Below are 23,831 nucleotides of genomic sequence, written 5' to 3'. Positions count from 1 at the left end.
GCGGGTTTCTTTTTGCATTTTATAAGGCTTTGCATGAATTGTCTGTTAAGCAATCATAATACCATAGAGAAGAAATATACGGAGTAGTAGACCGAGCAAGCACGGACAGAGGATAACCTAAAGAAAAAGCGGGTGAACTGGTTTGAGATGGATGTCGGTTGTAAGCCTATTGTTCTTACTCTTGCAAGAGAATGAACCGGATAACAACAATTTAACGATTATGCAAGAAGGAAAAGTCATGACCAGTGTAAGTCGTAGCGAACACGCGCTTGACGTGTTCCCGCTGCTGGACATGGATAAATACGAGCAGTGGGTGGATATGCTTGATCGGAAAACATATCTTGAAGCACAGAATGCCCGCATTGGCAGCAGCGGACAGATTGTTCCCGGACAGAACGGTCATCGGCTGAACCGTCGTAAGCTGCTGGAGCAATACTATGCTTATATGTACGGCACCGGCTCTGCTTCCATCGAGGCTCCATGGTACCCGACCTATCCCAAGGTGGACACGGAGCTTCTTGCGGCAATCCGGGTTAAACCCATCGGTTACTATGTCACTTATTTTAATTCCAGTAATAAAAATCGTTCCCACAATATTGCATTAGCTTCAAAAGCGATTGATAGTGCCGTCGTATTTCCGGGCGAAACCTTTTCCTTCAATGAGGTTGTGGGCATGCGAACGATAGACAGAGGTTATAAGCGTGCAGGCGTTATTGTAAGAGGTGAACTGTCAGAGGGAGTGGGGGGAGGAATCTGTCAGGTATCCTCCACACTGTTCAATGCCATCGACCGGGCTGGATTGCAAATCGTCAAGCGGTACTCCCACAGCCGTAATGTTCCCTATGTGCTTCCGGGGCGGGATGCGACGGTCAGCTGGGGCGGACCCGACTTTGTGTTTGAGAATGCATATAACCAGCCTATTCTAATTCGGGCCTACGGTAGTGGCGGAAGAATGACGGTATCCATATTTTCCTCTGAGCTCATTGAATACAAGCCGCGTAATGTGCCTAGCATATCGAATCGATTGCCGGAGGAAACGAAAGACAGCCTGCACAATCCTGTCAGCGGGGATTAATGGAATTGCCCAAGAAAGCTTCCCTTGCCTTGATGGGGTCTTCGAACCAGGCCGCGATTTCATCAGCCGTCTGTTGGTCAGCGGCGGTCTTCATGAGTAGTCCTGCAATATGCTCCGGAAGCGGCTGTGTCATTGCGTTGGTCCATTCCGTAACCGCAACGATATAGGCCTTTACCCGGTTCCAATAAGCTGCGCCAACAGCTTCATCCCATGCGGCTTCCTTGTTTGTTACAAGGGTTTCATAGATTTGCTCAGCCGCATAGGATGCCGTATTACAGCCATGACCTGTAATCGGATCAGTCAAAAAGACACTATCGCCGCATCCCAAAATAAGGGTGTGGTTCTCCATGACATAAGGGCGGTGAATGATCGAAGTGATCGCTGTCTGAAGATAAGCCTGTTCATCAAGGAGCCCACAATGAAACAGGAGTGATTACGAGCAGCGATTTCCGGAAAATATTCCTCGACCTCGACAGTGATCCGCATACGTTCTTCGAACGCTTCGGAAGTTTTAATCTCCTTGAATGTGTCCAATATCCCATCTGGAACAGCTTCAATAAACAAAATCGTGGCACGACCGGAATCGGTGACGGCCGGGATTTCAAATCCTGAGAAGTTACACGACCGGGTACAAAGGTCACGCCTTGCTGCTCAAGATCCTTCATCGCGCTGGAAAAGCGTAAACGTTGATCGGTTGATGTCGCAGAGCCAGCCAGTTTGTGTCCCGTAAATAACCGCTGCTGACCTATACATTAGTTTACATAATATTTATTATGGTATATATGTGAAATGCACTTAAATTAGTTGTGGAAATCGATACGGGTATCCCGTGTTGTTTTCTATAAGTAAGAGGCGAATCCCGTTTAGCGGATTCGCCTCTTGTTATTTGAAGACTATGATTCCAGGATTGCTCATGATTCAGGGTGGAGGGCCAGCGGTATTTCTTCCACGCCCCGGACGATCATGCCAGGTCTCCATCTAAGTTCATCCACACCAGCCTGAAGCTCAAAATGAGGATAGCGTCGGAGCAGCGTGTTGATTGCAATTTCGCCTTCAAGTCTGGCTAGCGGCGCCCCCAGGCATAGATGTATCCCTTTGCCAAAAGCTAAATGCTGGCTCTTCTCCCGCGTAATATTAAAGAGATCGGGATGTTCAAATGGACCTGCGTCACGGTTTGCGGAGTTCAGGGAAACCACGACCAAATCGCCTTTTTTCATCTGAACACCGTGAAACTCCATATCCTCCGCGGCCCAGCGTGAGGTGCTGAATTCAACTGGACCGTTATAACGAAGCATTTCTTCAATAGCGCCATGAATGAGTTCGGGTTGTTCCTGCAGCAGCTTGCGCTGCTCCGGATATTCCAGCAGTGCAAGCACGCCATTGCCGATCAGGTTAACCGTTGTTTCATGGCCGGCAATAATCATAAGCGTGACTACGCCATACAGCTCCTGTTCAGATAAACGATCCCCTTGATCCTCGGCCATGACCAGCTGACTGATCATATCATCGCCCGGATTCTCGCGAACCTTGGCAAACCAATCCTTCAAGTAGGCGATAAATTCATGCATATGCTGAACGACCTCTTCGCTTGTTTCCCGATTCGAAGCGCCGATGATGGAGTTGGACCATACCCGGAACTTGTCCTGATCCTCCGTAGGTACACCAAGGATTTCGCTGATCACAATAATAGGAAGTTTAAAGGCATATTCATCAATGAGATTCATCGTATCTTTAGCGGAGGCTTCATGCAGAAGGGTATCGGCAATGTCTTGTATATGGCTCCGCATATCAGCAATTCTCTGGGGAGTGAAGCCTTTCTGCACCAGTCCGCGGAGGCGTTTGTGATCCGGCGGATCGGCGAACAGCATGTTGGTGCTGAATACACTGCTATGTTCTGCTCCGTAAGCTTTGGTAATGTCTTTTATAAACCGGCCTTCCTTCAGCGCGGCAACCGCCTCGTCGTAACAAGTGATCAGCCATCCATAGCGACCATCAGGAAACTTCAGATTCAGAATCGGTTCGCTTTGTCTTAATTTCTCGTAAACAGGATAAGGGTTTTGGGTGAATTCCTCAGTAAACAACGCATTTTTCAGAGATTCGTTCGCACTCATACATTAGGGTCTCCTCTCGAAAATGTTAGCTTCTTATCCAGTATAAGGGATGGGGAAGACCATAACCAAATTTCACAATTAGTCTATCACTTTGTATAAATTGTCATTTTGAATGAAATCAACATTTCTTTTCACCTTTTGCGAATATCGCTGGCCCGCAGCCTCCATTAATCTGTGATAGAGCACAAAAAAGCTCAATCTGGTGCTTGCCAGCGAGGATTATCCTGATGTGATCTTGGGTCTGAACATTTCACCTGCGCAGCAGATGATCTACGCTACGTGAACGGGCCGACACGGCCTGTAGCGCATTATGCAACTATTCCATGCCTCCTAATTTTTGTCCAGGAGGGCAGAGATGACTTTGAAGCAAAAGTTGAGCGGATTAAACGCCATGTGGATACGGTTCGCAGGTTAGGAATCAAGCACATGCGTCATGATGTGACGGCATTCACGCATTCACGCTACCTCCAGAGAAGATGGGCATCGATTATCTGGAACCCCACCTGAAATGGATTGGGAAAGGATGCCAGCAGATCGCCGATTATGCGGCCCATTTCGATAACGAGTATGGGAGGAAGTCTAGCAGCAGAGGCTCGCAAATCAGCGAATCGTAAGGCGAGTTTGACCGGGACTATATACATGAAGCAGGCCTGCAACGGAGTATAATCCTGGCTGGCCTTTTTGTGCAGATTCACTGATGAATCGACTGCTGCCCAATACGAAGTGAAATCTACCTGTATCTAGTAAAAATGGATGCTGAAATGGACAAATAGGATGCGAGAGACCAATATCAGTGATTGACAATTTATGGGTTGCGTTTAGTATTAAACTGAAGGATAAATTTTATGGTGATCATCACCAGCCAAGGGGGATAATATGAACCAAACCACTGTGCCTTATAACGAGATTGAGCCGCAGCTGCAGACCGGAGATATTCTGCTCGCTCACGGTGTAGCCAAGGGAAGTTTGCGCATTGAAGAGCTGGAGCACTGCCCATGGTCACATGTTGCGATGGTCGTACGCGCGCCGAACGATGAAGTGCTCTTATGGGAATCCACATCGCTCGATAATCTGGAGGATTCATGGTTACATGTCAAAAAGTCAGGTCCTCAGATTGTGAAGCTGCGGGATCGATTGTCAACGGATGTTAGTAACCATTATGATACGATGTTTGCGATCCGTCATCTGCATGCTGATCGAACACCTGAAATGTATGAGCAGCTGGATCATTTTATCGAGCAGGTGCATGATGCCGTGTTTCCGGATAAAAAACAGATGTATTGGGAAATCATCGAAGGCAAGTTTGGCATTACATCTTCCTTCCGCGACTTTTTTTGCAGTAAACTGGTGGCGGAAACTTATATCCAATTAAAACTGCTATCCTCAGCTAAGGCACCTAACAGTTACGAACCCAAAGATTTTACGTCGAAGCGACATCTTTCTCTGCTGGGAAATGCTCGATTAAGCGATGAAATTTACATTGATGCAGCGTCGATTCTCACATGAAATGGCGTAAACACGCGGCGGCACTCATTTTTTTTACCTGATCCTGTCTGTGGATTGCCATTCGAAGGTTGCGGCAGCCGAGTCCTCCACTTCGGTGAAGGACGGTGAGTTACAGCTTGCAGAATGGAATTTTGCCACAGATGGGAGTTTGGAGCTGAACGGGAAGTGGGCATTTTATTGGAATCAGCTGCTAGAGCCTGCTGACCTGAAACAGGGAACGATTCCTTCAGTCAGCGCCTACGTGAATGTCCCCGATTATTGGACGAACTATACCTTAAATGGAATGAAACTTCCAGCCGACGGATATGCAACGTTTCGTTTGACGATTAACGGACTTGATTCAGAACAGTCTATTGCACTCAAGCTGCGTAATGCATATTCCTCTTACAACTTGTGGGTGAACGATACCCTGGCAGCTTCGGCCGGAAAACCAGGATCAACGCCTGATTCCACCGTTCCGAAGTACGGTGCATCTTTAGTCGTACCCGTGCAGCCCGACTTGGATGGACGATTAACACTGCTGATACAGGTTGCCAATTTTACGTATCCCAAGGGAGGAATTAATAACGCCTTTGAGCTTGGAGATGCCAAGCAACTGCAACTGGAGAAGTCAAAGGAGCTTGTACGAGACAGTCTTGTCATCGGCTCCCTGCTGGTTATCGCCGTTTATCATATAATCCTTTACATGCTGAGGCGCAACGACGTCACTCCGCTGTACTTCGGATTGTTCTGTATTTGCATTGCAGTTCGAACGATGTTGGTTGGCTCGAGATTTGTACTGGAAGTATTCCCAGCGTTCTCATGGGAATGGTTTGCCAAAGCATCGTATCTAACGATTTACGTCGGCGAGTTCTTTTTGATCTCATATATCTATCACTTGTTTCCTCAATTTCTGTCCCGCAAGGTATGGCGTTTGACGCAGTTATTCACGATGGGCTTAACTGTGCTGGTGCTTACAACCCGTATTCGGGTGTATGATTATTCACTGATCCCGTTTCAGATTTATTCCATAGGGCTTGTCCTGTATGCCGTTTATGCATCCATTCGGCTAGCCAGACAAAGACAAGAAGGGGCTGTCCTTCTCATACTCGGGTTCAGTCTCATCTTCCTGACAGCGGTTAATGATACCTTAAATCGCAATGGAGTCCTGGCCACACCAGCTTTGCTGCAATTCGGCGTACTCGGGTTTGTCTTTTTGCAGGCATTATTGTTGTCCATGAAATTTTCCCGGGCATTTTCCCAGGTGGAGCGTTTATCGGAGCGATTGTTAACGCTGGACAAGCTGAAGGATGAATTCCTGGCAAAAACTTCGCATGAGCTGCGTACTCCGCTCCATGGCATTATCGGTTTAGCGGATGCATTGATTGATGGGAGCTCCGGCAAGCTGCCATCCCCCGTTGTCGATCTGTTGCGGCTAATGAAGGTTAGCGGTCAGCGGCTTGCGCATTTGGTAAACGATATACTGGATTTCTCAAAGCTAAAGCATCAGGAGATTGGCTTGGTCATCGTGACGGTTAACTTGCGTCTGTCCGTAGAGCTGACCCTTCAAGTGCTGAACCCATTGGCCCAGAAGAAAGGGCTCCTATTATCTCACCAATTGCCGGACGATATCTACGTGATGGCAGACGAGAATAGGCTGCAGCAAATATTGCATAATTTAATCGGCAATGCGATTGCATACACGGAAAATGGAACCGTTACTGTCACGGCGAGGAGAATGTATGGACAGGTATCGGTTCAGATAAGCGATACCGGAATCGGGATCGCAGAAGCAGATCAGGTCCGCATCTTTGAATCCTTCGAGCAGGTTGATCCCTTGCATCGATCGCAGCAAGGCGGTACCGGGATTGGACTCTCCATTACTAAGAAGTTAATCGAGCTGCATGATGGCAGCATTGGAGTAACGTCCAGACTTGGTGAAGGATCAACGTTCAGCTTTACACTTCCCTTGACTGGTGAGGGAAAACCGAAGGAATCTCCTCTACCCGTCACAGACTATATCCAGACCGAGTCATTCCCCCATTGGGAGATCGTTCAGACCGAGAGGGAGCCAGCGAACTCTAACATGCAGCTGCCCTCCGTGCTTATCGTGGATGACGATCCGATTAATGTCCAGGTGCTCTTGCAGTTCCTGGGCGGAAAGTATTCACACAGGTCGACATGCAGCGGACAAGAGGCCTTGGAGTGGATCGAGAATGGATATAAACCAGATATCGCGCTGCTGGATGTTATGATGCCGTATGTATCCGGACTTCAGCTAGGAGAAGAAATACGCAAGCATTACAACTCGGGGGAATTGCCTATCCTGTTCCTCAGTGCAAAAAGTCAAATGACGGATCTCGTTGCCGGTTTCGAACACGGCGGCAATGATTATCTTGCCAAACCCGTTGCCAAGCAGGAGCTGTTAGCCCGTCTGGAGCTGCATCTCCAACTGGCACGCTGGAATGCAACGCTGGAACGCGAAGTGGAGGCAAGAACCATAGAGCTTGAGCATTCTTTGGAAGAACGGGCCAGGGCTATGTCGAAGGTTTCCGTTCTGGCAGAGCGGAATCGGATTGCTGGAGATATCCACGATCACGTGGGGCATATTCTTACAGCCAGCGTTGTTCAGCTGGAGGCCGGTTTGAAAATGTCTGCCCATAACGCACCGGAATCAACAGAGAAACTGAAACATGCATCGGACCTGCTCCGCAGAGGACTTCATGAAATGCGGAAATCTGTGCATATGCTTGCCGAGGAGGAGGCTGCCTCTGCAACGTTCCGGAACTCCTTGCTGCAGATTATCAATGACTCCCAGCAATATGCGGAAGTTATAGTGGAGCACAAAATTGAAGTTTCGGATGGCAGTCTCGAGCCGGAGGCTGAGAAGCTGATCCGCCATGCCCTGCAGGAGGGGATCACCAACGGAATACGTCACGGGCAGTGTACAATCTTCCGGTTTGAATTAATAGAGACCGAAGAATCCATTCGGTTTACACTCGAGAATAATGGACTTCCCTTCGAATCCGAACGGCTTGGATTCGGTTTGACTATGATGCGCCAAACTACCCGGCGAAGGGGCGGTACCTTCCAGGTCAGCACGAAGGATGGAGCAGGCTGTATGCTAGTACTCACCATGCCCCGATCCACGCTTAAGGAGTGATCAGATATGTCAAGCATAACCATACTTATTGTAGAGGATCAAACCATTGTTCGTGAGGGCCTGGAGACGATTATCAATCTGGAGCCCGACATGGATGTTGTTGCCACCACGGACAATGGACAGACCGCCTGCGAGCTGGTGGAGCAGCTGCGCCCTCAGCTTGTGTTAATGGACATCGAAATGCCGGTTATGAACGGAATTGCGGCAACACGCCAGATTAAGCAGTCACATCCGGAAACCATCGTGCTGATCCTCACGACGTTCACAGAAGAGGATTTCATTATAGAGTGTCTTGCCAATGGAGCATCGGGATATTTACTTAAGGACTTCTCTTCCAACAAAATCATTACTTCGATCCAAGAGGCGGTCCGCGGCGAGATGATGCTCCCCTCGAAGGTGGCGGCAAAATTAGCAGCCCGGTTAAGGACAACCGGAGCTCCTCAGTTTCCGGCACAACATTATAATCTGACACCACGAGAGTTACAGATTGCAAAGCTGATGACGGAATATAAGAATAATCGGGAAATCGCCGATATGTTATATATCACGGAAGGAACGGTTCGGAACTACATTAGCGTTATCTATGAGAAAATCGGCATGAATGATCGGACCAAGGCCATTCCACTGCTTAAACATGCTCTTAGAGATTTTGATTGACATTTTTTTGATCTTCAAGAACACCGCTTTCTATGGAAAGTGGTGTTTTTTTTGTCATGCATATCTACGAGTATAGGGTTTGATCGTCGTTTGGAACAGTTACTCCTGTCATATAAAAGTCATATAAGGATCATACAAATGTCATGCCTTTTGTCATGTAATGGTCATACCAATTGGCCCCCTCATTACTTATAGTAGTTATGCGAGGGAAATACGTTGAAACTGAACAAGATGGCGTTGGTGACGCCATCTTGTTCTTTGTTTTATCAGAATTCATTGCATTTGAGCTCAGTGAGGTTTTACTTTCGGGGAAAACTGATATAATATATAACGTGGATAATGATTATCCGCTTTAAGCATAAATTGAGAAACTGCAATTTGAGTCATGCTACTTACCTAAAATCGAGGTGCTGTTCATGCATATGAAAACAGGGGTGGAACAGTCGGTGTATGCTCTGGTCCTGCTCAACATGCTGCCCGACAAAGCGGTGCTGCCTGGAGAAGCGATTAGCCAACAGCTTGGAGCATCGGCAACCTATTTTCAAAAACTGTTAAGAAAGCTGGTCACAGCCGACATTATTACGTCTGTGCCTGGCATTAAAGGTGGCTTCAGGTTAAAGAAGAAGCCTGAAGATATTCGTGTTTATGATGTTTACCTCGCGGTGGAAGGACAGCAGTCGCTGTATTCATCCCACGGAATTCTGGTGGACATGCTGGATTTGGAAAAGGAAGAAAGCTGCTGCCTGTTAACGAATTTGATGGAAGAAGCTGAATCCTCCTGGAAAGCTGTATTGAAGCGGGAGACCATTGCTTCGCTGTCGGAGGAGATGTGTGGTGAACGCTTTAAGGACAAAGTGGCAGGTTTGGAGGAATGGATTAACAACAAAATGGTCGTCTAACCGAAGAAGGGGATGGAATTAGCATGAGATTAAGCGTATTGGATCAGGCTCCGGTGACAAGTGGCAATACAGCGGAGGGTGCCTTGAATAAAGCAGAAGAACTGGCTGTCTTGGCCGATGAACTGGGATACAGCCGAATGTGGATGGCAGAGCACCATGGCGGTAATACCTTTGCCAGTTCAGCACCGGAAGTAACGGCAGCCCGGCTGGCCGCCAGAACGAATCGTATTCGAATCGGCACCGGCGGCGTGATGATGATGCATTATTCTCCGCTCAAGCTGGCGGAAGTGTTTAAAACGCTAAGTGCTTTTTCCCCGGGCAGAATTGATTTCGGCGTCGGACGGGCTCCCGGCGGCGATACAAGTGCCATGTATGCACTGTCTGAAGGGCGCCAGTTAATGCTGCATAACATGTATGACAAACTCGGTATTACGATGCAGCTGCTTCAAGACCAGATTCCGGAAGATGAGCTGTATACGAAGAATCTCGCGGCTCCAACAGATGTAGCACTCCCGGAGGTGTGGCTGCTCGGCTCCAGCGGCAATAGTGCACTCAAAGCTGCGCAGATGGGAGTGGGGTATTCCTTCGCACAATTCTTCAACGGTGCGATGAGTAATGAGATATTGGACCATTACCGGGATAACTACCAGCCTTCTGTCTTCATGGACAAGCCGGAGATTAATGTATCCTATATGGTGACTACAGCTGAAACGAAGGAAGAAGCCGAGTATGAGGCGTTACCGCAGGATATCTTTCGCCTGATGATGAGTAAAGGCAGAATTACTCAAGTGCTGACACCCGAGCAGGCTCAAGAGGTATCCTTAACGGAAATCGACCGGATGGCCATCGCAGAAGGGCGCAAGATCCATCTGGTTGGGGCGGTTAAAGACATCGCCGTACGCTTGCAGGAAGAACAAGCCCAGTACGGATTCCAGGAAGCGATGATATGCAGCATTCCCCATTCGCAGGAGAAACGGCTTGAGGTATATCGGCTGCTGGCTCGCGAACTGCTGGGCTCGTGATAGATTTCATCAAATCAAACGCCAAGTCCTCGACTGAAGAGACTTGGCGTTTTTTTCATGCATTTGTGTTGTAGGCAACAGGTTGGAAGCAGATGCAGGAGAGCAACTTTGTTTGCGTGTGGAGCGTTAAAAGGTAAGGAACGTATTCGCTTAAATTATGAAGAAGTTAGGAGAAGCCATGCCTTTTACATTTGCTCATCCTGTCATTACCATGCCCTGGTGGAGGAAAAAATCACTGCCAGTGTCTGCTCTCGTAATCGGCTGCATGGCACCGGATTTCGAGTATTTTATCCGGTTTCGAGCGGCTTCGGTATGGAGCCACGAGGGCTTAGGCGTTATTTTGTTCAATCTGCCCATGATTGTGCTGCTATACCTGTTGTTTGAATGTGTCGCAAGACCGGTTCTACACGTGTATTTACCTTCATGGTTCCCATATCGCTGGAGTAGGGAAGGGAAGCTGCCCATATCATTAAAAGGCTGGCTCCTCGTTCTCGTCATGGGAATGACAGGTGTTGCCACACATTTGCTGTGGGATCAGTTTACGCACAAGGGAGCATGGCTCGTCAATCATATTCCCTTGCTTACACAAACAATTCAAATGGGATCTATACATATCCCGGTGTATAAGCTGTGCCAGCATGGCAGCACCCTCCTCGGTTTGGGTCTGATCGTATGGTGGATTCATCGCCATTTGTACGTAATGCCTGAGAAAAGGAAATATCAGCATCCGATTTTACCATTTTGGTGTGTGTGGGCAGCAATCTTTATCGTCATGATGGTTATGGCGATGATTACGGTGGTGGATGGAGATGGCTTGGCATTTATATTGCAGTTAGTCGTACCGGCGATCAGCAGTTTCTTGCTGGCCTTGCTTATGACATGTCTTGTTTTTTGGAGTAGAGCTAGATAGAATTAGCAAATAACTGCAGAGAGCCCTTTCTGTCCATGACGCCTCAGGACGGTGAAGGGAAATGGAGCCGCTACAGTCTGTACTTGGCCGCGATGGGTGTAATCAGATCAAAATACCGGAGCTGTGCATGGACTCTTGTCACGAAAACTATAAAAGCGTAGTTTGCCTAACAACATTTTCATATTGGAATCATAATTTATGGTAAGGCAGGGAAGTGGGAGGTATGTAGTATGGGCCAAGGAACGCAGGGCAAAAATCAAAAAAACCAGCAAGCAACTTCGAATACGGCTACGCTTAAACAATTAGCATTTATTGCGGCACTTCTAGTGCTAATCGCCGCAGGCATAGGCCTTTATATAGCATATGATGACTTGACCTCGGAAGACAACGTGGAAATTATCATATAACAGCGAAATCAGGAATTATCTGAAACTATCAAAAACTTGCGATACACATATATGATCTGATCTGTGACCCTTATCTCTAACTCCTCACGAGCCATAAATGGATCCTCACAATTAGCTGGAAATGGTGATGTAGATGGAGCAAGGCCGCGCATATTGGAACAGCATACGGCCAGTCGTCTTGCATACAAGCATGGCTGTATTTAGCAATATTCAGAAAGGGACCTTTCCTTATTGTTTCATGAAAAAAAGCCAGCTTGTTCTGCGTCGATGAACTGCACCCCCAAAAGTTAGACACGGTTATTTCATTAGGCAGCTTTCTCAAAATGAGTTCGGTACTGTACCGGACTCATTTTTAATTTTGCCTTTAACCGTTTGGTATTGTAGTATTCCATATATTTTTTTAGTTCTTCCTTAAAATGTTCCACACATTCAAACTCTTTGTAGTACAGAAACTCCGACTTGAGAATGCCGAAGAAATTCTCTATGACGGCATTGTCGTAACAATTCCCTTTTCGTGACATGCTTTGGAGAATGCCTCTCGACTTAAGTGCATGCCGATACGACTTCATTTGGTAATGCCATCCTTGATCAGAATGAAGGAGAAGATGGTGTTCTTCCGGCAGACGTTTCAGTCCTGCATCCAGCATCTGAGATACCAGAGAATAGGTTGGTCGTGAATCCAGGGTATAGGTGATAATTTCCCCGTTGAATAAGTCCAAAATGGGCGATAGATACAGCTTTTCTCCAAATAACTTAAATTCCGTAATGTCCGTCACCCATTTCTCATTTGGCGCCCCAGCCGTGAACTGGCGGTCCAGATGATTCGGTGCAATCTTGCCGACGCTCCCTTTATATGACTTATACTTTTTCACGCGAACCAGGCATGTAAGACCCATTTTCTTCATGAGTCTCTGAACCTTTTTGTGGTTAACTTTCCACCCACGGACTGTCAGTTCATCACGAATACGGCGATATCCGTACCGTCCGTCATGTTCCACGTAAATGGATTGAATTTCAGCTCTCAACTCGGTATTCGGATCTGGTTGGTTCATACACTTTATAAGGTTGTAATAGGTGCTTCGCGGGACACCAGCCACCTGTACGAGTGCCTTCACCGGATATTTATGCCTTAGTTGCCAGACGGCTTGTGCTTTGTCTTGTTTGGTGATTTTTCCTTGTTTCGAACTAAGGCATTCAACTTTTTTAGATACTCATTTTCCATTTCAAGCTGTTTGATACGTTCTTCAAGTGCTTCGACAGACCCTTCAACTACGGATCGTTTGGTAGACGAATTGGGGTTTTTCTTCATGGATGGACGCCCCTTCTTTTTTGGCTCAAGGGCTTCTAAACCGCCTGTCTCCATCTTTCTCTGCCAGGAATACAACATGGAGAAGTCCGGAAGCTTAAACAAAGCAGCGGTATCCATGAGAGAAGCGTCTGATTGAGCCATATGATTGAGTACGTCCAGTTTAAAGCTTGCCGGATAATTTGTATAGCCGTTAGTAAAGGCAGTCTCACCATGTATCTCATAAAGCTTCAACCAATATTGGAATTGAGACTTGGTTACACGCATTTGATTTGCGTATTCTGTTTGAGATAGAAGATCAGAGTCATACCCTTGAATTAATGCCAATTTGCTATCCTTCGTAAATTTAGTCATAAAAAACTGCACCTCCAACTGTTAGATATGTCTAACAAATGGGGTGCAGTTCAGTCGATGCTGAATATGGCTGGCTTTTTTTGTTTTGCTGTAAAACTCAGGCGACCCTAATCCCGACGCGGCAGCAGTTTCATGCCGACATGGTCCAAATGAATATCAACTTGAACGACAGCCAATGAGTCCTCATCTATAATGAGAGGCGAGGTTTGCTTCAGTTTTTTCCACAGACCCGGTTCTCGTTTAAACAGAATGTGCTCAAGGCTATAAATGTCAGTTTTCGCTTTCAGCCCATTTCTGAAGGTATCGATGATCTCTTGCCTTACAATCTTTGCGGCTTCCCGTTCATAGTCGCTCTTGGTGAAATCGACAAGCGCTTCAACGACGTTTCCGTCTAATTTAACATGGAGTTCGTATTTAGGCTCCCCATTTACGATCTTTAACTCCTTGCGAATCTTGGGCGATTGAAGAACCACGACTCCAGCATAGTCTTCATCATTCATGATCAGAACGGGTGAACGTTTCGTGTTGGCCTGTACCCAGCGTAATCCGTTAAGTTTATCGTTGGTCAAGATCGCACTCATGGTGTCCTTGACGATGGTAAATACACCGTCAACACGCAATTTGGGATTAGGTTTTCTGTCCTTCTCCCAGGTTTTCTGATCCACGGTAAGGTTAGGAAGCAAGGCCGTGCAGGCAGGCTCGGTCATGACAGCCAAAAAATCGAAGTACCGAAGGGGAACGATATACGATTTCTGTTTATACTCCTCCAATGGTTCATGGGACAACGTGCTCAAGGGGGAGAGATTGAAAAATGCCGGTGCCGTCAAGAGATCCTCAATGGACTCCCGAGTCCCGAACACCCACGGTGTCAGACGGACTTCCTGATACCGGGCGATGGTATCGAGTTGCGAAATGATCTGGGTTTTCAGTACTTTTTCACTGATAATGATACTGGAAATGTGACTCCAGATGGTCCGCTGCTGAGCGGTATCGTACAGTTGATTGATGGCCATATCCAAGGTTTTGCCTCGCGACGTGGAGGTCCAAACTTGTGCGGGTTTCCCGGAGTTTCCGGTCTCTGTCTTGGCAACGGACGTGAAATCCGCCATCTGGGTATACACAACGAAATGCCCATCCTCATAATCGATGCCAATGGCCGTAATATAATTCATGTCCTGAATTTCTTTGATGTCCCAGCAACCGGAGAGGACGTTTAACGTTAGGAGGACCAACATGATTTTTACTAAGAAGCGGATACAGGTCGTCATCTCATGATCCATCCCCTTCTTTCGATGTACCATCTATCGGATTAAGCATTTCAGGTCTCCTCTTGCTATAAAACCAAGGCTTCTTAAGAATGGCGCTTACCACATCCTTCGGCGTTAACGGTGACAAGGGGGCAAGATACGGAAGGCCAAAGGATTCCAATACGGAGAGATAAGCGATGATGCTCATCATCCCTATGAAAAAACCGAGCGTCCCGAGCAAAGAGGACCATGCAAGCACGTACAGTCGAATGACACTAACGGTTCCGCTTAGCGTCTGATTGACCAAGGTAAACGTAGCGACGGCAGTCGTGGCTGAAACGACAAGCATCGTAGGTGATGTAAGACCCGCCCGTATTGCAGCGTCACCAATAATCAACCCTCCAAGAACGGCAATTGTCTGTCCGACCGCCTTGGGGAGGCGGATTCCCGCTTCCCGGAACAGCTCGAACATGCCCAGCATAATCAATATTTCCATAGGGCCGGAGAAGGGGAGGCCGAATCTGGAATTGGTTACCGTAGCAAGTAGCGGGAAAGGCAGCTGGTCCATGTTATAACTGGTCAATGCGATCCAAAAACCAGGCAGGAATATGGCGATGAGCAGACCGAATAACCGAAGCAACCGTTCGAATGTGACAAAATAAAACGGGAAATACGAATCTTCGGGGGATTTTAACAGCTCAATGAGATTACACGGACCGATGATGGCCATCGGCGACCCGTCAACCAAAAAAACAAATCGCCCGCGAAGCAAGCATTCAACCACGAAATCGGGTCTTCCGATATAATCAACGAGCGGAAACAGGGACAGTGATGACTTACAGATGCCTTCCTCCAACTGACCGCTGGTGACCAGAGCATCGACTTTAAGTTCATCCAGGCGTTTCTTGGCTTCCTGGATAAACTCCGGACGCACAATATCGGAAATATAAAGGAGCGATACTTTGGTTTGACTGCGGACCCCGACGACCGACCGCTCATGATGCAGCGAGGCGGTGCGCAGCCTTTTGCGGATGAGTGCCACATTGGTGCTAATATCTTCGGTAAACCCGTCCCGCGCACCCTTGATGGCGACCTCAGTGTTGGACTCCTCCGGCTGTCTCTTCGGCATCTTGGCAATGTCGATGGAGTAAAAACATTGATGGGTTGAAAAGAACAGAATCAGACGTCCCGCAAACAATTGCTTCATCACTTCGACATGCTGCTCCACCCGGTTCCATTCCATCGACTTATCCAGCATGTTGGAAAGCTCATCCCACTCCGATGAGTCCCCCAGCTTATGCTCCAGATTCGGGAGTACATACTGCGTAAGGACCATCGAATTGATCATTCCTTCGCAATAGAGGAGGAGAACAGGAACCGCTCCTTTGTCCTTACCGGGGTATGAGGTGATGATGACATCGGCGGAAGAGGAAAACATGGCACGCAAAGATTCTTCATTCAATGATTCCAGATCAGCTTTTTCCTCATCTGCTGTCGCTTCTGGAGCTGATTTCACTTCTTCTCCGCTTGCTTTAGGTTGACGCTGGAGCATTCGATTTCGGATTCTATGGTGCTTCATGTTTTCTGACCTCCCTTGTTCTTAGCTTTAAATGAAACAGCGACAGCAATGACTAGCGTTAAGGATGCAACGAAACAGAGGAAAGCCAGCGAATATTTTCCCAGGACGAATAATTCGATCTGTCTATCAATTGTAGAATTCAGAGTCAGTATGGATAGGATAACCCCGAGCACTAACAACGTCCAAGCCCGGTGTTTTGGCTTCTTGAGATCCATGCCGTCGGTGATAATGAACAGAAACAGGGAGATTCGGATGAGTGTACCCGAGATCCACTGATACAATGCCAAGAAGTCGACATGCGTTATATATTTCGTGATCGTGACGAGCATCCACTGATCGTATGCCGGATAGCGTGCCTGCATGGCAGGAATTGGTCCAAATGTGGCGATCGCTCCCATTAACGGGCCGAGTGTTAATCCACCTAACAGCAGTGACAGTAACACGATATAAAAATAATTCATCCTGCGTTTCATATGATGCTGAAAGAAAATCAGGACAATCATCTCCATAAAGCCGGCTGCCGCAATGACCATGCTGTTCAGCGTGGGAGTATAGCCCTCGACAAATAGCGGCGTTAACAAGGAATAATCTTTGTACTCCAGATTGGATACAGCCACAAAATGTCCCAATAACCATACGAAGGGCAGCAGAATTCCGGATATGATGGCTATCGAACGAATTCCGTTATAGGCCACATATACACATAACAGTACAAGGACCAACGAAACAACCGTTTTGGGAGTTTGAGGCAAGTATGTGACCCTGATCCACGTTGTGGTTTCTCTTAATATGACCATCGCCATCACAAAAAAGTAGAAGCTCGAGATGGTAATGAATATTCGGCCAACCGTCTTACCAAAATGCTCTTGAAACCAGGCAAATATGGATTGGTTGTGGGTTCGCTTCATGATGAAGTAGAGAATATACACCCAGCCGATGTGAAGAATCATGGTCACAATCGTGCCCATCCATGCATCGCGGCTTGCGGCTTGTAGCAGCAGCGGGATCAAGATGACATGGTTGGTAATCCCTAAGGAAAGCAGCATGATAAAGAAAACGTCAATGATGGATATCTTTTTGCTAGTGGGCATTATACTAGTCTCCATATGGGGGAATACATGCTAATTCAATACAGTGAGTATTTACCATTTGCTGAAATTTATGTACGCTACGCTGGATGAGTATTCTTATCACGACAGGTATGAGATCCAATACGAACCAGTATCTGCTTGCTCAGTGAATATGACGGATGGTTCATTTCTGAGCAACGACATGCCTTATGTCGAATGTGTGTGGTTTTTGCGATTACCCAAGAAATAATTATTGGAATCATGGGCTACAACCTGGCTGGGCAAAAAAAGAAACAGGCACGCTTGCATCGCGCCTGTACATTGAGCATCTCAAACCAGATCACAGTTCCATCAGAAAGGGCACTGAATGGATGGAATCATACTATTAAGGAGGACATTACATCAATAGTTAATGTAATTAAATATTATAATTAATGCGATTAAACATTTATAGTTAACGTGATTAATTAAATGTAATTAATGATATTAAGTATATATCCGAAAATGCCGTTGCCATCATGTTTGGCAGGTGTGTATCGTAATAAGCACCATGTACAAAAGGCGTCGTAACCCGATTTCTCAGGTTAGGACGCCTCTATGAATTTTCCTGAGTGCTAGTAAGCCATTATCTACTTGGCAGCGGGCAAGTTGTAGCTTTCTCGTATTAAGGAGAAATAATGATCGGCACGGACCACTTTGAAATCCGTTCCGAGCTGCTCGGTAAGCGCCAGTGCATCGGATGGGGTCATGCTCCATGCGAGCAAGCCGAAGGAAATAAACAGCGGCGATTTGCCGTCCCAATTCGCTTTCGCTTCTTGAAGGACCTTTAATCCGTCTTGCGCCGTGCTAATGCCGCGAATCGTAGAGACGGGCATGCTCCCGCCAAGGATTTCTATGCCATAGTTGTCTTCATAGCTAATGAAAAGTCCGGGCGCCTTATAATCCTTCTCGTAAGCGGATGCTTTAAACGGGGTGAGCGGGATGTTCTGACCGTCAACCCGATTCAGCACGTAAGGGATCGTCATTCCTGTCTTTTTCAAATATTGTTCTGTCTGCTGCAGGAATGGCCGGAAGCTTGCATCAGGCCACGGACCCGGATAGAAGTAGCCGGCACCGGAAGGTCCTGCAATCAGCAGATCGTTCTCGGTTGCCGTGTTCAGATAATAATTCAATATCGCAGGGGCACCCTCGTAGAGCAGCGGGCTGGAAGTCCAGTTAATCGGAACTTTGCCTCTGGCCGGATCATCCCACATCACGCGCATGCGATGCTGATTATACTGAAAATTATCGCCTTCGGTAAAGGTATAGGTCACATAGATTTTGTTCTCAAGGGCGGGCCTGGGAGGCGTTTTCGCCAATTTTAAATTCGGCTTGGTTCCCGAGAAAACAGTCAGATTGCTGAACCAATCCGCCGCCAGAACATAAACGCCATAACGGGACGCAATCTCGACCGAGCTGAACTCGCCTTCTACATCATTGCTGAACCAGCCGAGATAAGGGGTACCCGGTTTGACATCAGACATGATTTTCTCGAAGAGCGCTTTCTGCTCAGGCACGTTGGAATCCAGCCAGAATACCATTGCTTTATTGGCGACAGCGTAATCTCTTAAATACGCATAAGGTTCACGCTGCTCGGCGGAGGGTGGCTGAATATTCCCGGCTGAAACCTTGTACTGGTTCCACATATCCACTTCGGCGGTCAAGCTCTTCGTTCCGGCAGGATGGGAGAATTTATATACAAAATAATTGCCGTTGTCGGCGAAGCGGTGACCGCCTTGACCTTCGGCAAATTTGGAATTCTGTCTGTCATAGAGATAGGCTTCTTCTTCCGGGGTTCCCGCAATGAAGTGCGCAATCTCTGTGCCATCAGCTTTGACCGTTACTTCGTGTACCGCAGGCCCCCAACCATCCTGGGTGAAGGCATCATCAAAGCGAAGATAAACTGCTGATGTTCCCAGGTGAGAGGACAGGTCGAGTGAATACGTATTCCGATTGCTTGCATCCCGAACCTGCTCCTTCTCCTCGGCAATCGTAACAAATGATTCAGGAAGACCTGGAGGAATGCGAATCGCTGTATCCGGATCAAGTCCGATTAACATCTGATGTGTCGTCTGCTTCCACAGGTTCTCATACTGCCAGGTGTAAGCGTCAATCCGATTATTGAATTGACCTCGCAGATCATCAAGGATCTTCAGTTTATACGGAGCTTTCGACAATTTGACGGCCAGCTCCGGGCTGGCAACCACGGCATTCTTCAGTCCTGCGAGCGTGGTAGCGACATTAATCGTATCAGGTACCTCAGGATCATATACAATCATGCCTTTGGCTTCGCTGCGATAAGCAGAGAACACTTCCCAATAATCTGGATGAAGCGTGTAAGGCACGTCCATATCCTCAAGCCAGGTCCATTTGCCTTCTTCCTGGGATTCAATCAGATAGATTCGGGGTTGTTCCCTGTTAACGATTCCCTGCAAGGTTCCTAGCAGCAATTTGACATCACCTGGCGCATCATAAATATCGGCAACGTCCAGGTGCTTCGGCTTCTTGAAACTTGGCAGTTCGCGTTTTGTGGAGCCGTCAGGTTTAGCGGATTGTACATCCGCATCGGAAGCGTAGGCTGCGCCAGCTGTTAAAGAAAAAGCGCAGAGGAAGGCTAAACAGAGAAGCGTGAATCTACGAGCCATGGCGAATTCACTCCTTGTTATGGTTCAAAATTGGAGCGTGTGTATCTGCAACATCTGTCCTCCTTTTGCGGCCGGTTGGCCATGTAACACATCGCATCACAACACATATTAAATATATACAAATATAACTTTTCAAGGGATTCGACAAAACTTCCTACCGTTCTTGGGAATCAGTCATTTATAAAAAAGAGCATGATAACGAGGTTATGACGTTTCTAAATGCGGATATGCTCACGCTTGTTTATTGCGCTTGTATGTGTAAGGATATATTATATATTTCAAATATTATGAATGAATTGGTGATGTGATTAGAATGAGTGCAAATGATCGTATTCCGTTGTATCAACAAATCCAGGACTATATCAGACACGTTATAGCATCAGAAAATATGAAGCCCGGTGATCGCATACCGACAGAGAAGGAACTGATGGATCAGTTCCATGTCAGTAAAATCACGGTGGCGAATGCCTTAACGGGATTAGCGAATGAAAAATTGATTGCTCGCGTACCGGGCAAAGGCAGTTTTGTAGCGGAAGAAGCGGATATCCCGCCGGCGACATCAACGGCCGTGGTTGCGATTAAGGGGAGGGAAGGAACAACAACCGGATTGGTTGGCGTGATTATGCCCACCATCCATGATTATTTTGCCATCAGGCTCATTGACGGCATTGAGCAAGCTCTGAATGAGAAAGGCTATCGCAGCATGATCATGTTGACCGACGGGAAGCTTGATAAGGAAAAGAACGCCATTAAAGAACTGAAAGCGCTGGGCGCAGAAGGACTGCTTATCTTCCCGGTTGATGAGGAGAATTATAACGAAGAGATACTCGGCATGAAGTTATCCGGTTTTCCGTTTATACTCATGGACCGGTATTTGCCCGGAGTCGAGACACATTATATTGCGGCCGATGGAAGAATCGGCACAAGGCTCGCGGTTGAGCATCTGTGGGAGCTTGGTCACCGGGATATTGCCATCTGCTCGGATTCTCCGCTTCAAACCGTCACGGTACAGGAGCGGATCGAAGGGTATATGGACGGATTGAAAGACAAGGGCGCGCTAATCAATCCAGCTCATATGATTACGGACTTCAAGCCGCTCAGCGTGCTGAAGGATGCGGAAGCCCACCCCTTATACCGCTATATCCGAAACAGAATGGTGACGGCATACATATCGCTTAACGGAAGATTGGGTGTGCAGATCTATCAGATGGCGAAGCAAGCGGGACTAGGCGTACCGGAAGATGTATCGATTGTAAGCTTCGATGACCCCACTTCCATCGTGGAGGAATTCAGCATCTTTACACATGTTAAGCAATTCGAGCGGGATATGGGATACCGGGCGGCCAGCAAGCTGCTGGACATATTGCGTGATCAAGGAGAAATGAAGAGTTACAGCAAAGTGTTGATCGAACCCGAACTGGTGATACGTCAAACCTCGGGGACCGTTCCCAAAACCTGATATGCTCGAAGAAGAAAAGCCTTTTCCGTATAAAAGCGGAGAAGGCTTTTTTCATGCTGATACAAAAAAACATATTGAATATATTAATATTATATATTATATTCTAGAAAATGATGGATAATATACACGCAACCCATATCCAACACGAGCAGGGAGGCTAAGCATGTGACAAGAGATCGAAAGGAAGAACGGACCGGATTTCAGGAATCGGCTGCGTATCATCCCGATTATGATCTGCAGACCGACTTTGTGATGGTCTACGGGATTGATGATACGATGCCGGAACGTATTCAGACATGGAAGGAAAAAGGATACGTCGTCCATCTGATGACAGGAGTCGCTTGGGGAACATACAACAGCTACCTGGATGGCGAGGTTGATGGCCGTTCGCATTGGGATGAAGCCCAAACGGACCGTCACGGGGAGATGATCCTTCACGGCGATCAGCCGCTTATTCCTTACATGGTGCCCACCATTTCCTTCGCCCGCTATATAGCAGATCGAATACGCATTGCCGTTGATGCCGGCGTGGAGGCCATCCATCTGGAGGAGCCTGAATTCTGGGTGAACGGGGGATATTCAGAGGCTTTCAAACGGGAGTGGCAGTTGTATTACAAAGAACCGTGGATTCCGCCTCACGCATCGCCTGATGCACAATATCGGGCTTCGAAATTGAAAGCGTATTTATATACCCGCGTTCTGGACCGCTTATGTGCCGAGATGAAGGATTATGCGTTAAGACGCTACGGCCGCGTGCTTCGGTTCTATGTCCCGACCCATAGCTTGATCAATTACACGCAGTGGCGAATTGTCAGTCCCCAATCCGGGCTCCTTGAGCTTCCATCCATCGACGGCTATATCGCCCAAATCTGGACGGGTACATCGAGGACCCCCAATGTGTATGAAGGGGTGCGCAAGGAACGCACTTTTGAAACCGCTTACCTTGAATACGGCATCATGCAGGAGCTGGTGCGGGGAACGGATCGGCGCATGTGGTTCTTGCATGATCCGATCGAAGATAATCCGAATCACACCTGGACGGATTACAAACAGAACTATTTGAAGACCGTTGTTGCCTCGCTTCTGCATCCGGGTGTCGCCCATTACGAAGTCTCACCTTGGCCGCGAAGAATCTTTAAAGGAACTTATCCATCTGATCATGGCTCTGGCAAGGAGCATATCCCGGCTGACTATGCAACAACGCTACTGCAGGTCATGCACACGCTCGGCAATATGGACCAGGATGTGATTGAAACAGAAGGCGATTCGTTACAAGTGGGTGTTCTGATCGCAGACTCTGCAATGTTTCAGCGGATGAAGCCCGACCCGAAAGCACCCGAAGCCGGTCAATACGATGGAACGGATCCTGAGGGGTTCCAGGAGAATGGCGATACGGAGCTGCTGGATTTCTCCCCTTTTTACGGTCTTGCGCTGCCGCTGCTGAAACACGGAATTCCGGTTCGTCCGCTCCAGCTCGATAATGTGAGGCGGTATCCGGGTTACCTGGCATCCTACCGCGCGCTTGTGCTGAGTTATGAATTCATCAAGCCGGAGTATCCGGACATTCATTATGCACTTGCGCAGTGGGTGCACGATGGCGGGGCGTTAATCTACGTCGGCGATGACAGTGACCCTTATCACGGCATTCGTGGATGGTGGAACTATAACGGCAAGGACAGCAAAGTGGGAGATAACGAAACGACGTACATCTCCCCTCGAGCGCATTTGTTTGAACAGCTTGGCCTTGAGGGGATGGGAGAGGGCGTTCATCGGATAGGAAAAGGAGCGGTTTGCTGGCTGGAGGAGCATCCGGCAAGCTTCTCCCTATCCAAGACAGGGGCTGACCGCCTGCGCCAGTCCGTGAAAGAAACACTTCAGACCCTTCACGGGCCAGATCTCCAATGGCATCCGAAGCCGTATTTTAAGATCAAACGTGGGCCTTACATTATCGCCTCTGCGCTGGATGAATCGGTCAACGATGAACGGCTGGTCATTCCAGGCCCGGTTGTTGACTTGTTTGACTCGAAACTGCCTGTTCTGCGCCAGGTGGCTTTGAATGCCGGAGAACAAGCACTGCTCTATGATGTTGAAGCCGGACGTCCACCAGTTGGGGAAGTATTCGTCATGGCTGCTTCCTCCCGCATAGAAGGTCTGTCCAAATCCGCCGCAGGATTCCGATTTGTAGCAAAAGGTCCGGCCAACATGCAGGCAGCAGCGCGGCTGTATTGTCCGGCCGAACCGATATCCGCCCACTATGTGGTCCAAGATCAAGCGATACCTGCGATCTGGGAGTGGGATCCAGAGTCGAGGACGGTGCTTCTTCGATACGAGCATGGGAACGAGAACAATGCAGAGCTTCATGTCAATTGGGCTCCTAACTCCTGATCCTGCAACAGATTGATG

Annotated in this window: 18 protein-coding genes; 10 read left to right on the top strand and 8 right to left on the bottom strand. The window is 47.8% G+C overall.

The window, feature by feature from the left end; genetic code table 11:
- Positions 1–151: 151 nt before the first annotated feature.
- Positions 152–1,075 carry a VanW family protein gene (locus B9D94_RS14585; RefSeq protein WP_036639174.1) on the top strand — a complete coding sequence of 308 codons (924 nt, stop codon included), beginning with the start codon at positions 152–154 and terminating at the stop codon, positions 1,073–1,075.
- Here the strand turns inward: B9D94_RS14585 and B9D94_RS14580 are convergent.
- The 3 genes from B9D94_RS14580 to B9D94_RS14570 all read right to left on the bottom strand — a co-directional run bounded on the left by B9D94_RS14580 (position 1,062) and on the right by B9D94_RS14570 (position 3,186).
- Positions 1,062–1,379 (bottom strand): hypothetical protein, encoded by a 318-nt coding sequence (locus tag B9D94_RS14580; protein WP_172963948.1) that lies wholly within the window; start codon positions 1,377–1,379, stop codon positions 1,062–1,064. The two genes, B9D94_RS14585 and B9D94_RS14580, sit on opposite strands and share 14 nt — an antisense overlap.
- The gene (locus B9D94_RS31905; protein WP_367613817.1) at positions 1,376–1,639 is read right to left on the bottom strand and encodes a hypothetical protein; all 264 of its coding nucleotides are present in this window, start codon (positions 1,637–1,639) and stop codon (positions 1,376–1,378) included. Before B9D94_RS31905 ends, B9D94_RS14580 begins: the two co-directional genes overlap by 4 nt.
- Before the next feature lie 347 nt (positions 1,640–1,986).
- Positions 1,987–3,186, bottom strand: a complete 1,200-nt coding sequence (locus B9D94_RS14570; protein ID WP_148247342.1) for a cytochrome P450 family protein — start codon at positions 3,184–3,186, stop codon at positions 1,987–1,989.
- An 876-nt stretch (positions 3,187–4,062) separates the two neighbouring features.
- Here B9D94_RS14570 and B9D94_RS14560 point away from each other — a divergent pair.
- From B9D94_RS14560 to B9D94_RS30985, 7 genes are all read left to right on the top strand, one after another.
- A complete protein-coding gene (locus B9D94_RS14560) occupies positions 4,063–4,692 on the top strand; it encodes a C40 family peptidase (RefSeq protein ID WP_006210712.1) in 630 nt (209 codons plus the stop codon).
- 49 nt (positions 4,693–4,741) lie between these two features.
- On the top strand, positions 4,742–7,834 hold the full coding sequence (locus B9D94_RS14555) for an ATP-binding protein (protein WP_148247341.1): 3,093 nt from the start codon (positions 4,742–4,744) through the stop codon (positions 7,832–7,834).
- A 6-nt stretch (positions 7,835–7,840) separates the two neighbouring features.
- On the top strand, positions 7,841–8,491 hold the full coding sequence (locus B9D94_RS14550; RefSeq protein WP_006210710.1) for a response regulator transcription factor: 651 nt from the start codon (positions 7,841–7,843) through the stop codon (positions 8,489–8,491).
- A 416-nt stretch (positions 8,492–8,907) separates the two neighbouring features.
- Positions 8,908–9,390: an Rrf2 family transcriptional regulator gene (locus B9D94_RS14545; RefSeq protein ID WP_063479529.1), complete on the top strand. Its 483-nt coding sequence runs from the start codon at positions 8,908–8,910 to the stop codon at positions 9,388–9,390.
- Positions 9,391–9,413: 23 nt separating this feature from the next.
- Positions 9,414–10,412, top strand: coding sequence for an LLM class flavin-dependent oxidoreductase (locus tag B9D94_RS14540; protein WP_006210708.1), 999 nt, complete (start codon positions 9,414–9,416; stop codon positions 10,410–10,412).
- Between the two features lie 178 nt (positions 10,413–10,590).
- Positions 10,591–11,322 carry a DUF4184 family protein gene (locus B9D94_RS14535; protein ID WP_063479530.1) on the top strand — a complete coding sequence of 244 codons (732 nt, stop codon included), beginning with the start codon at positions 10,591–10,593 and terminating at the stop codon, positions 11,320–11,322.
- Between the two features lie 230 nt (positions 11,323–11,552).
- Complete coding sequence (locus B9D94_RS30985; RefSeq protein ID WP_006210706.1) at positions 11,553–11,729, top strand: hypothetical protein; 177 nt, start codon at positions 11,553–11,555, stop codon at positions 11,727–11,729.
- A 305-nt stretch (positions 11,730–12,034) separates the two neighbouring features.
- On the opposite strand, the gene B9D94_RS14530 is transcribed toward B9D94_RS30985, so the two are convergent.
- The 5 genes from B9D94_RS14530 to B9D94_RS14510 form a co-directional block, all read right to left on the bottom strand.
- Positions 12,035–13,389 (bottom strand): IS3 family transposase gene (locus B9D94_RS14530; RefSeq protein WP_107338560.1). Its coding sequence is split into 2 segments (ribosomal slippage): positions 12,035–12,936 and positions 12,936–13,389, totalling 1,356 coding nucleotides; the frame shifts between segments, so codons are not numbered across the junction.
- Positions 13,390–13,496: 107 nt separating this feature from the next.
- On the bottom strand, positions 13,497–14,624 hold the full coding sequence (locus B9D94_RS14525; RefSeq protein ID WP_253806186.1) for a Ger(x)C family spore germination protein: 1,128 nt from the start codon (positions 14,622–14,624) through the stop codon (positions 13,497–13,499).
- 34 nt (positions 14,625–14,658) lie between these two features.
- Positions 14,659–16,215 (bottom strand): spore germination protein, encoded by a 1,557-nt coding sequence (locus B9D94_RS14520; protein ID WP_006210607.1) that lies wholly within the window; start codon positions 16,213–16,215, stop codon positions 14,659–14,661.
- Entirely contained in the window at positions 16,212–17,306 is a 1,095-nt protein-coding gene (locus B9D94_RS14515) for a GerAB/ArcD/ProY family transporter (RefSeq protein ID WP_006210608.1), read from the bottom strand. Before B9D94_RS14515 ends, B9D94_RS14520 begins: the two co-directional genes overlap by 4 nt.
- Positions 17,307–17,914: 608 nt before the next feature.
- The gene (locus B9D94_RS14510) at positions 17,915–19,969 is read right to left on the bottom strand and encodes a GxGYxYP domain-containing protein (protein ID WP_148247340.1); all 2,055 of its coding nucleotides are present in this window, start codon (positions 19,967–19,969) and stop codon (positions 17,915–17,917) included.
- Positions 19,970–20,282: 313 nt separating this feature from the next.
- Between B9D94_RS14510 and B9D94_RS14505 the strand changes: the two genes are divergently transcribed.
- The gene (locus tag B9D94_RS14505; protein ID WP_148247339.1) at positions 20,283–21,428 is read left to right on the top strand and encodes a GntR family transcriptional regulator; all 1,146 of its coding nucleotides are present in this window, start codon (positions 20,283–20,285) and stop codon (positions 21,426–21,428) included.
- Positions 21,429–21,593: 165 nt separating this feature from the next.
- Positions 21,594–23,813 carry a hypothetical protein gene (locus tag B9D94_RS14500; RefSeq protein WP_148247338.1) on the top strand — a complete coding sequence of 740 codons (2,220 nt, stop codon included), beginning with the start codon at positions 21,594–21,596 and terminating at the stop codon, positions 23,811–23,813.
- Positions 23,814–23,831 lie beyond the last annotated feature (18 nt).

Origin of the sequence: Paenibacillus sp. Cedars (assembly GCF_003184205.1) — a bacterium.
In the GTDB taxonomy this organism is placed as follows: domain Bacteria; phylum Bacillota; class Bacilli; order Paenibacillales; family Paenibacillaceae; genus Paenibacillus_AQ; species Paenibacillus_AQ glucanolyticus.
This window is presented reverse-complemented; position numbering and strand designations above follow the sequence as displayed.

Bases quoted from the DNA above. Each gene is read 5' to 3' on its own strand.
- B9D94_RS14585 (WP_036639174.1), top strand. From the start codon at position 152: ATGTCGGTTGTAAGCCTATTGTTCTTACTCTTGCAAGAGAATGAACCG.
- B9D94_RS14570 (WP_148247342.1), bottom strand. From the start codon at position 3,186: ATGAGTGCGAACGAATCTCTGAAAAATGCGTTGTTTACTGAGGAATTC.
- B9D94_RS14560 (WP_006210712.1), top strand. From the start codon at position 4,063: ATGAACCAAACCACTGTGCCTTATAACGAGATTGAGCCGCAGCTGCAG.
- B9D94_RS14550 (WP_006210710.1), top strand. From the start codon at position 7,841: ATGTCAAGCATAACCATACTTATTGTAGAGGATCAAACCATTGTTCGT.
- B9D94_RS14545 (WP_063479529.1), top strand. From the start codon at position 8,908: ATGCATATGAAAACAGGGGTGGAACAGTCGGTGTATGCTCTGGTCCTG.
- B9D94_RS14540 (WP_006210708.1), top strand. From the start codon at position 9,414: ATGAGATTAAGCGTATTGGATCAGGCTCCGGTGACAAGTGGCAATACA.
- B9D94_RS14535 (WP_063479530.1), top strand. From the start codon at position 10,591: ATGCCTTTTACATTTGCTCATCCTGTCATTACCATGCCCTGGTGGAGG.
- B9D94_RS30985 (WP_006210706.1), top strand. From the start codon at position 11,553: ATGGGCCAAGGAACGCAGGGCAAAAATCAAAAAAACCAGCAAGCAACT.
- B9D94_RS14525 (WP_253806186.1), bottom strand. From the start codon at position 14,624: ATGTTGGTCCTCCTAACGTTAAACGTCCTCTCCGGTTGCTGGGACATC.
- B9D94_RS14520 (WP_006210607.1), bottom strand. From the start codon at position 16,215: ATGAAGCACCATAGAATCCGAAATCGAATGCTCCAGCGTCAACCTAAA.
- B9D94_RS14515 (WP_006210608.1), bottom strand. From the start codon at position 17,306: ATGCCCACTAGCAAAAAGATATCCATCATTGACGTTTTCTTTATCATG.
- B9D94_RS14510 (WP_148247340.1), bottom strand. From the start codon at position 19,969: ATGGCTCGTAGATTCACGCTTCTCTGTTTAGCCTTCCTCTGCGCTTTT.
- B9D94_RS14505 (WP_148247339.1), top strand. From the start codon at position 20,283: ATGAGTGCAAATGATCGTATTCCGTTGTATCAACAAATCCAGGACTAT.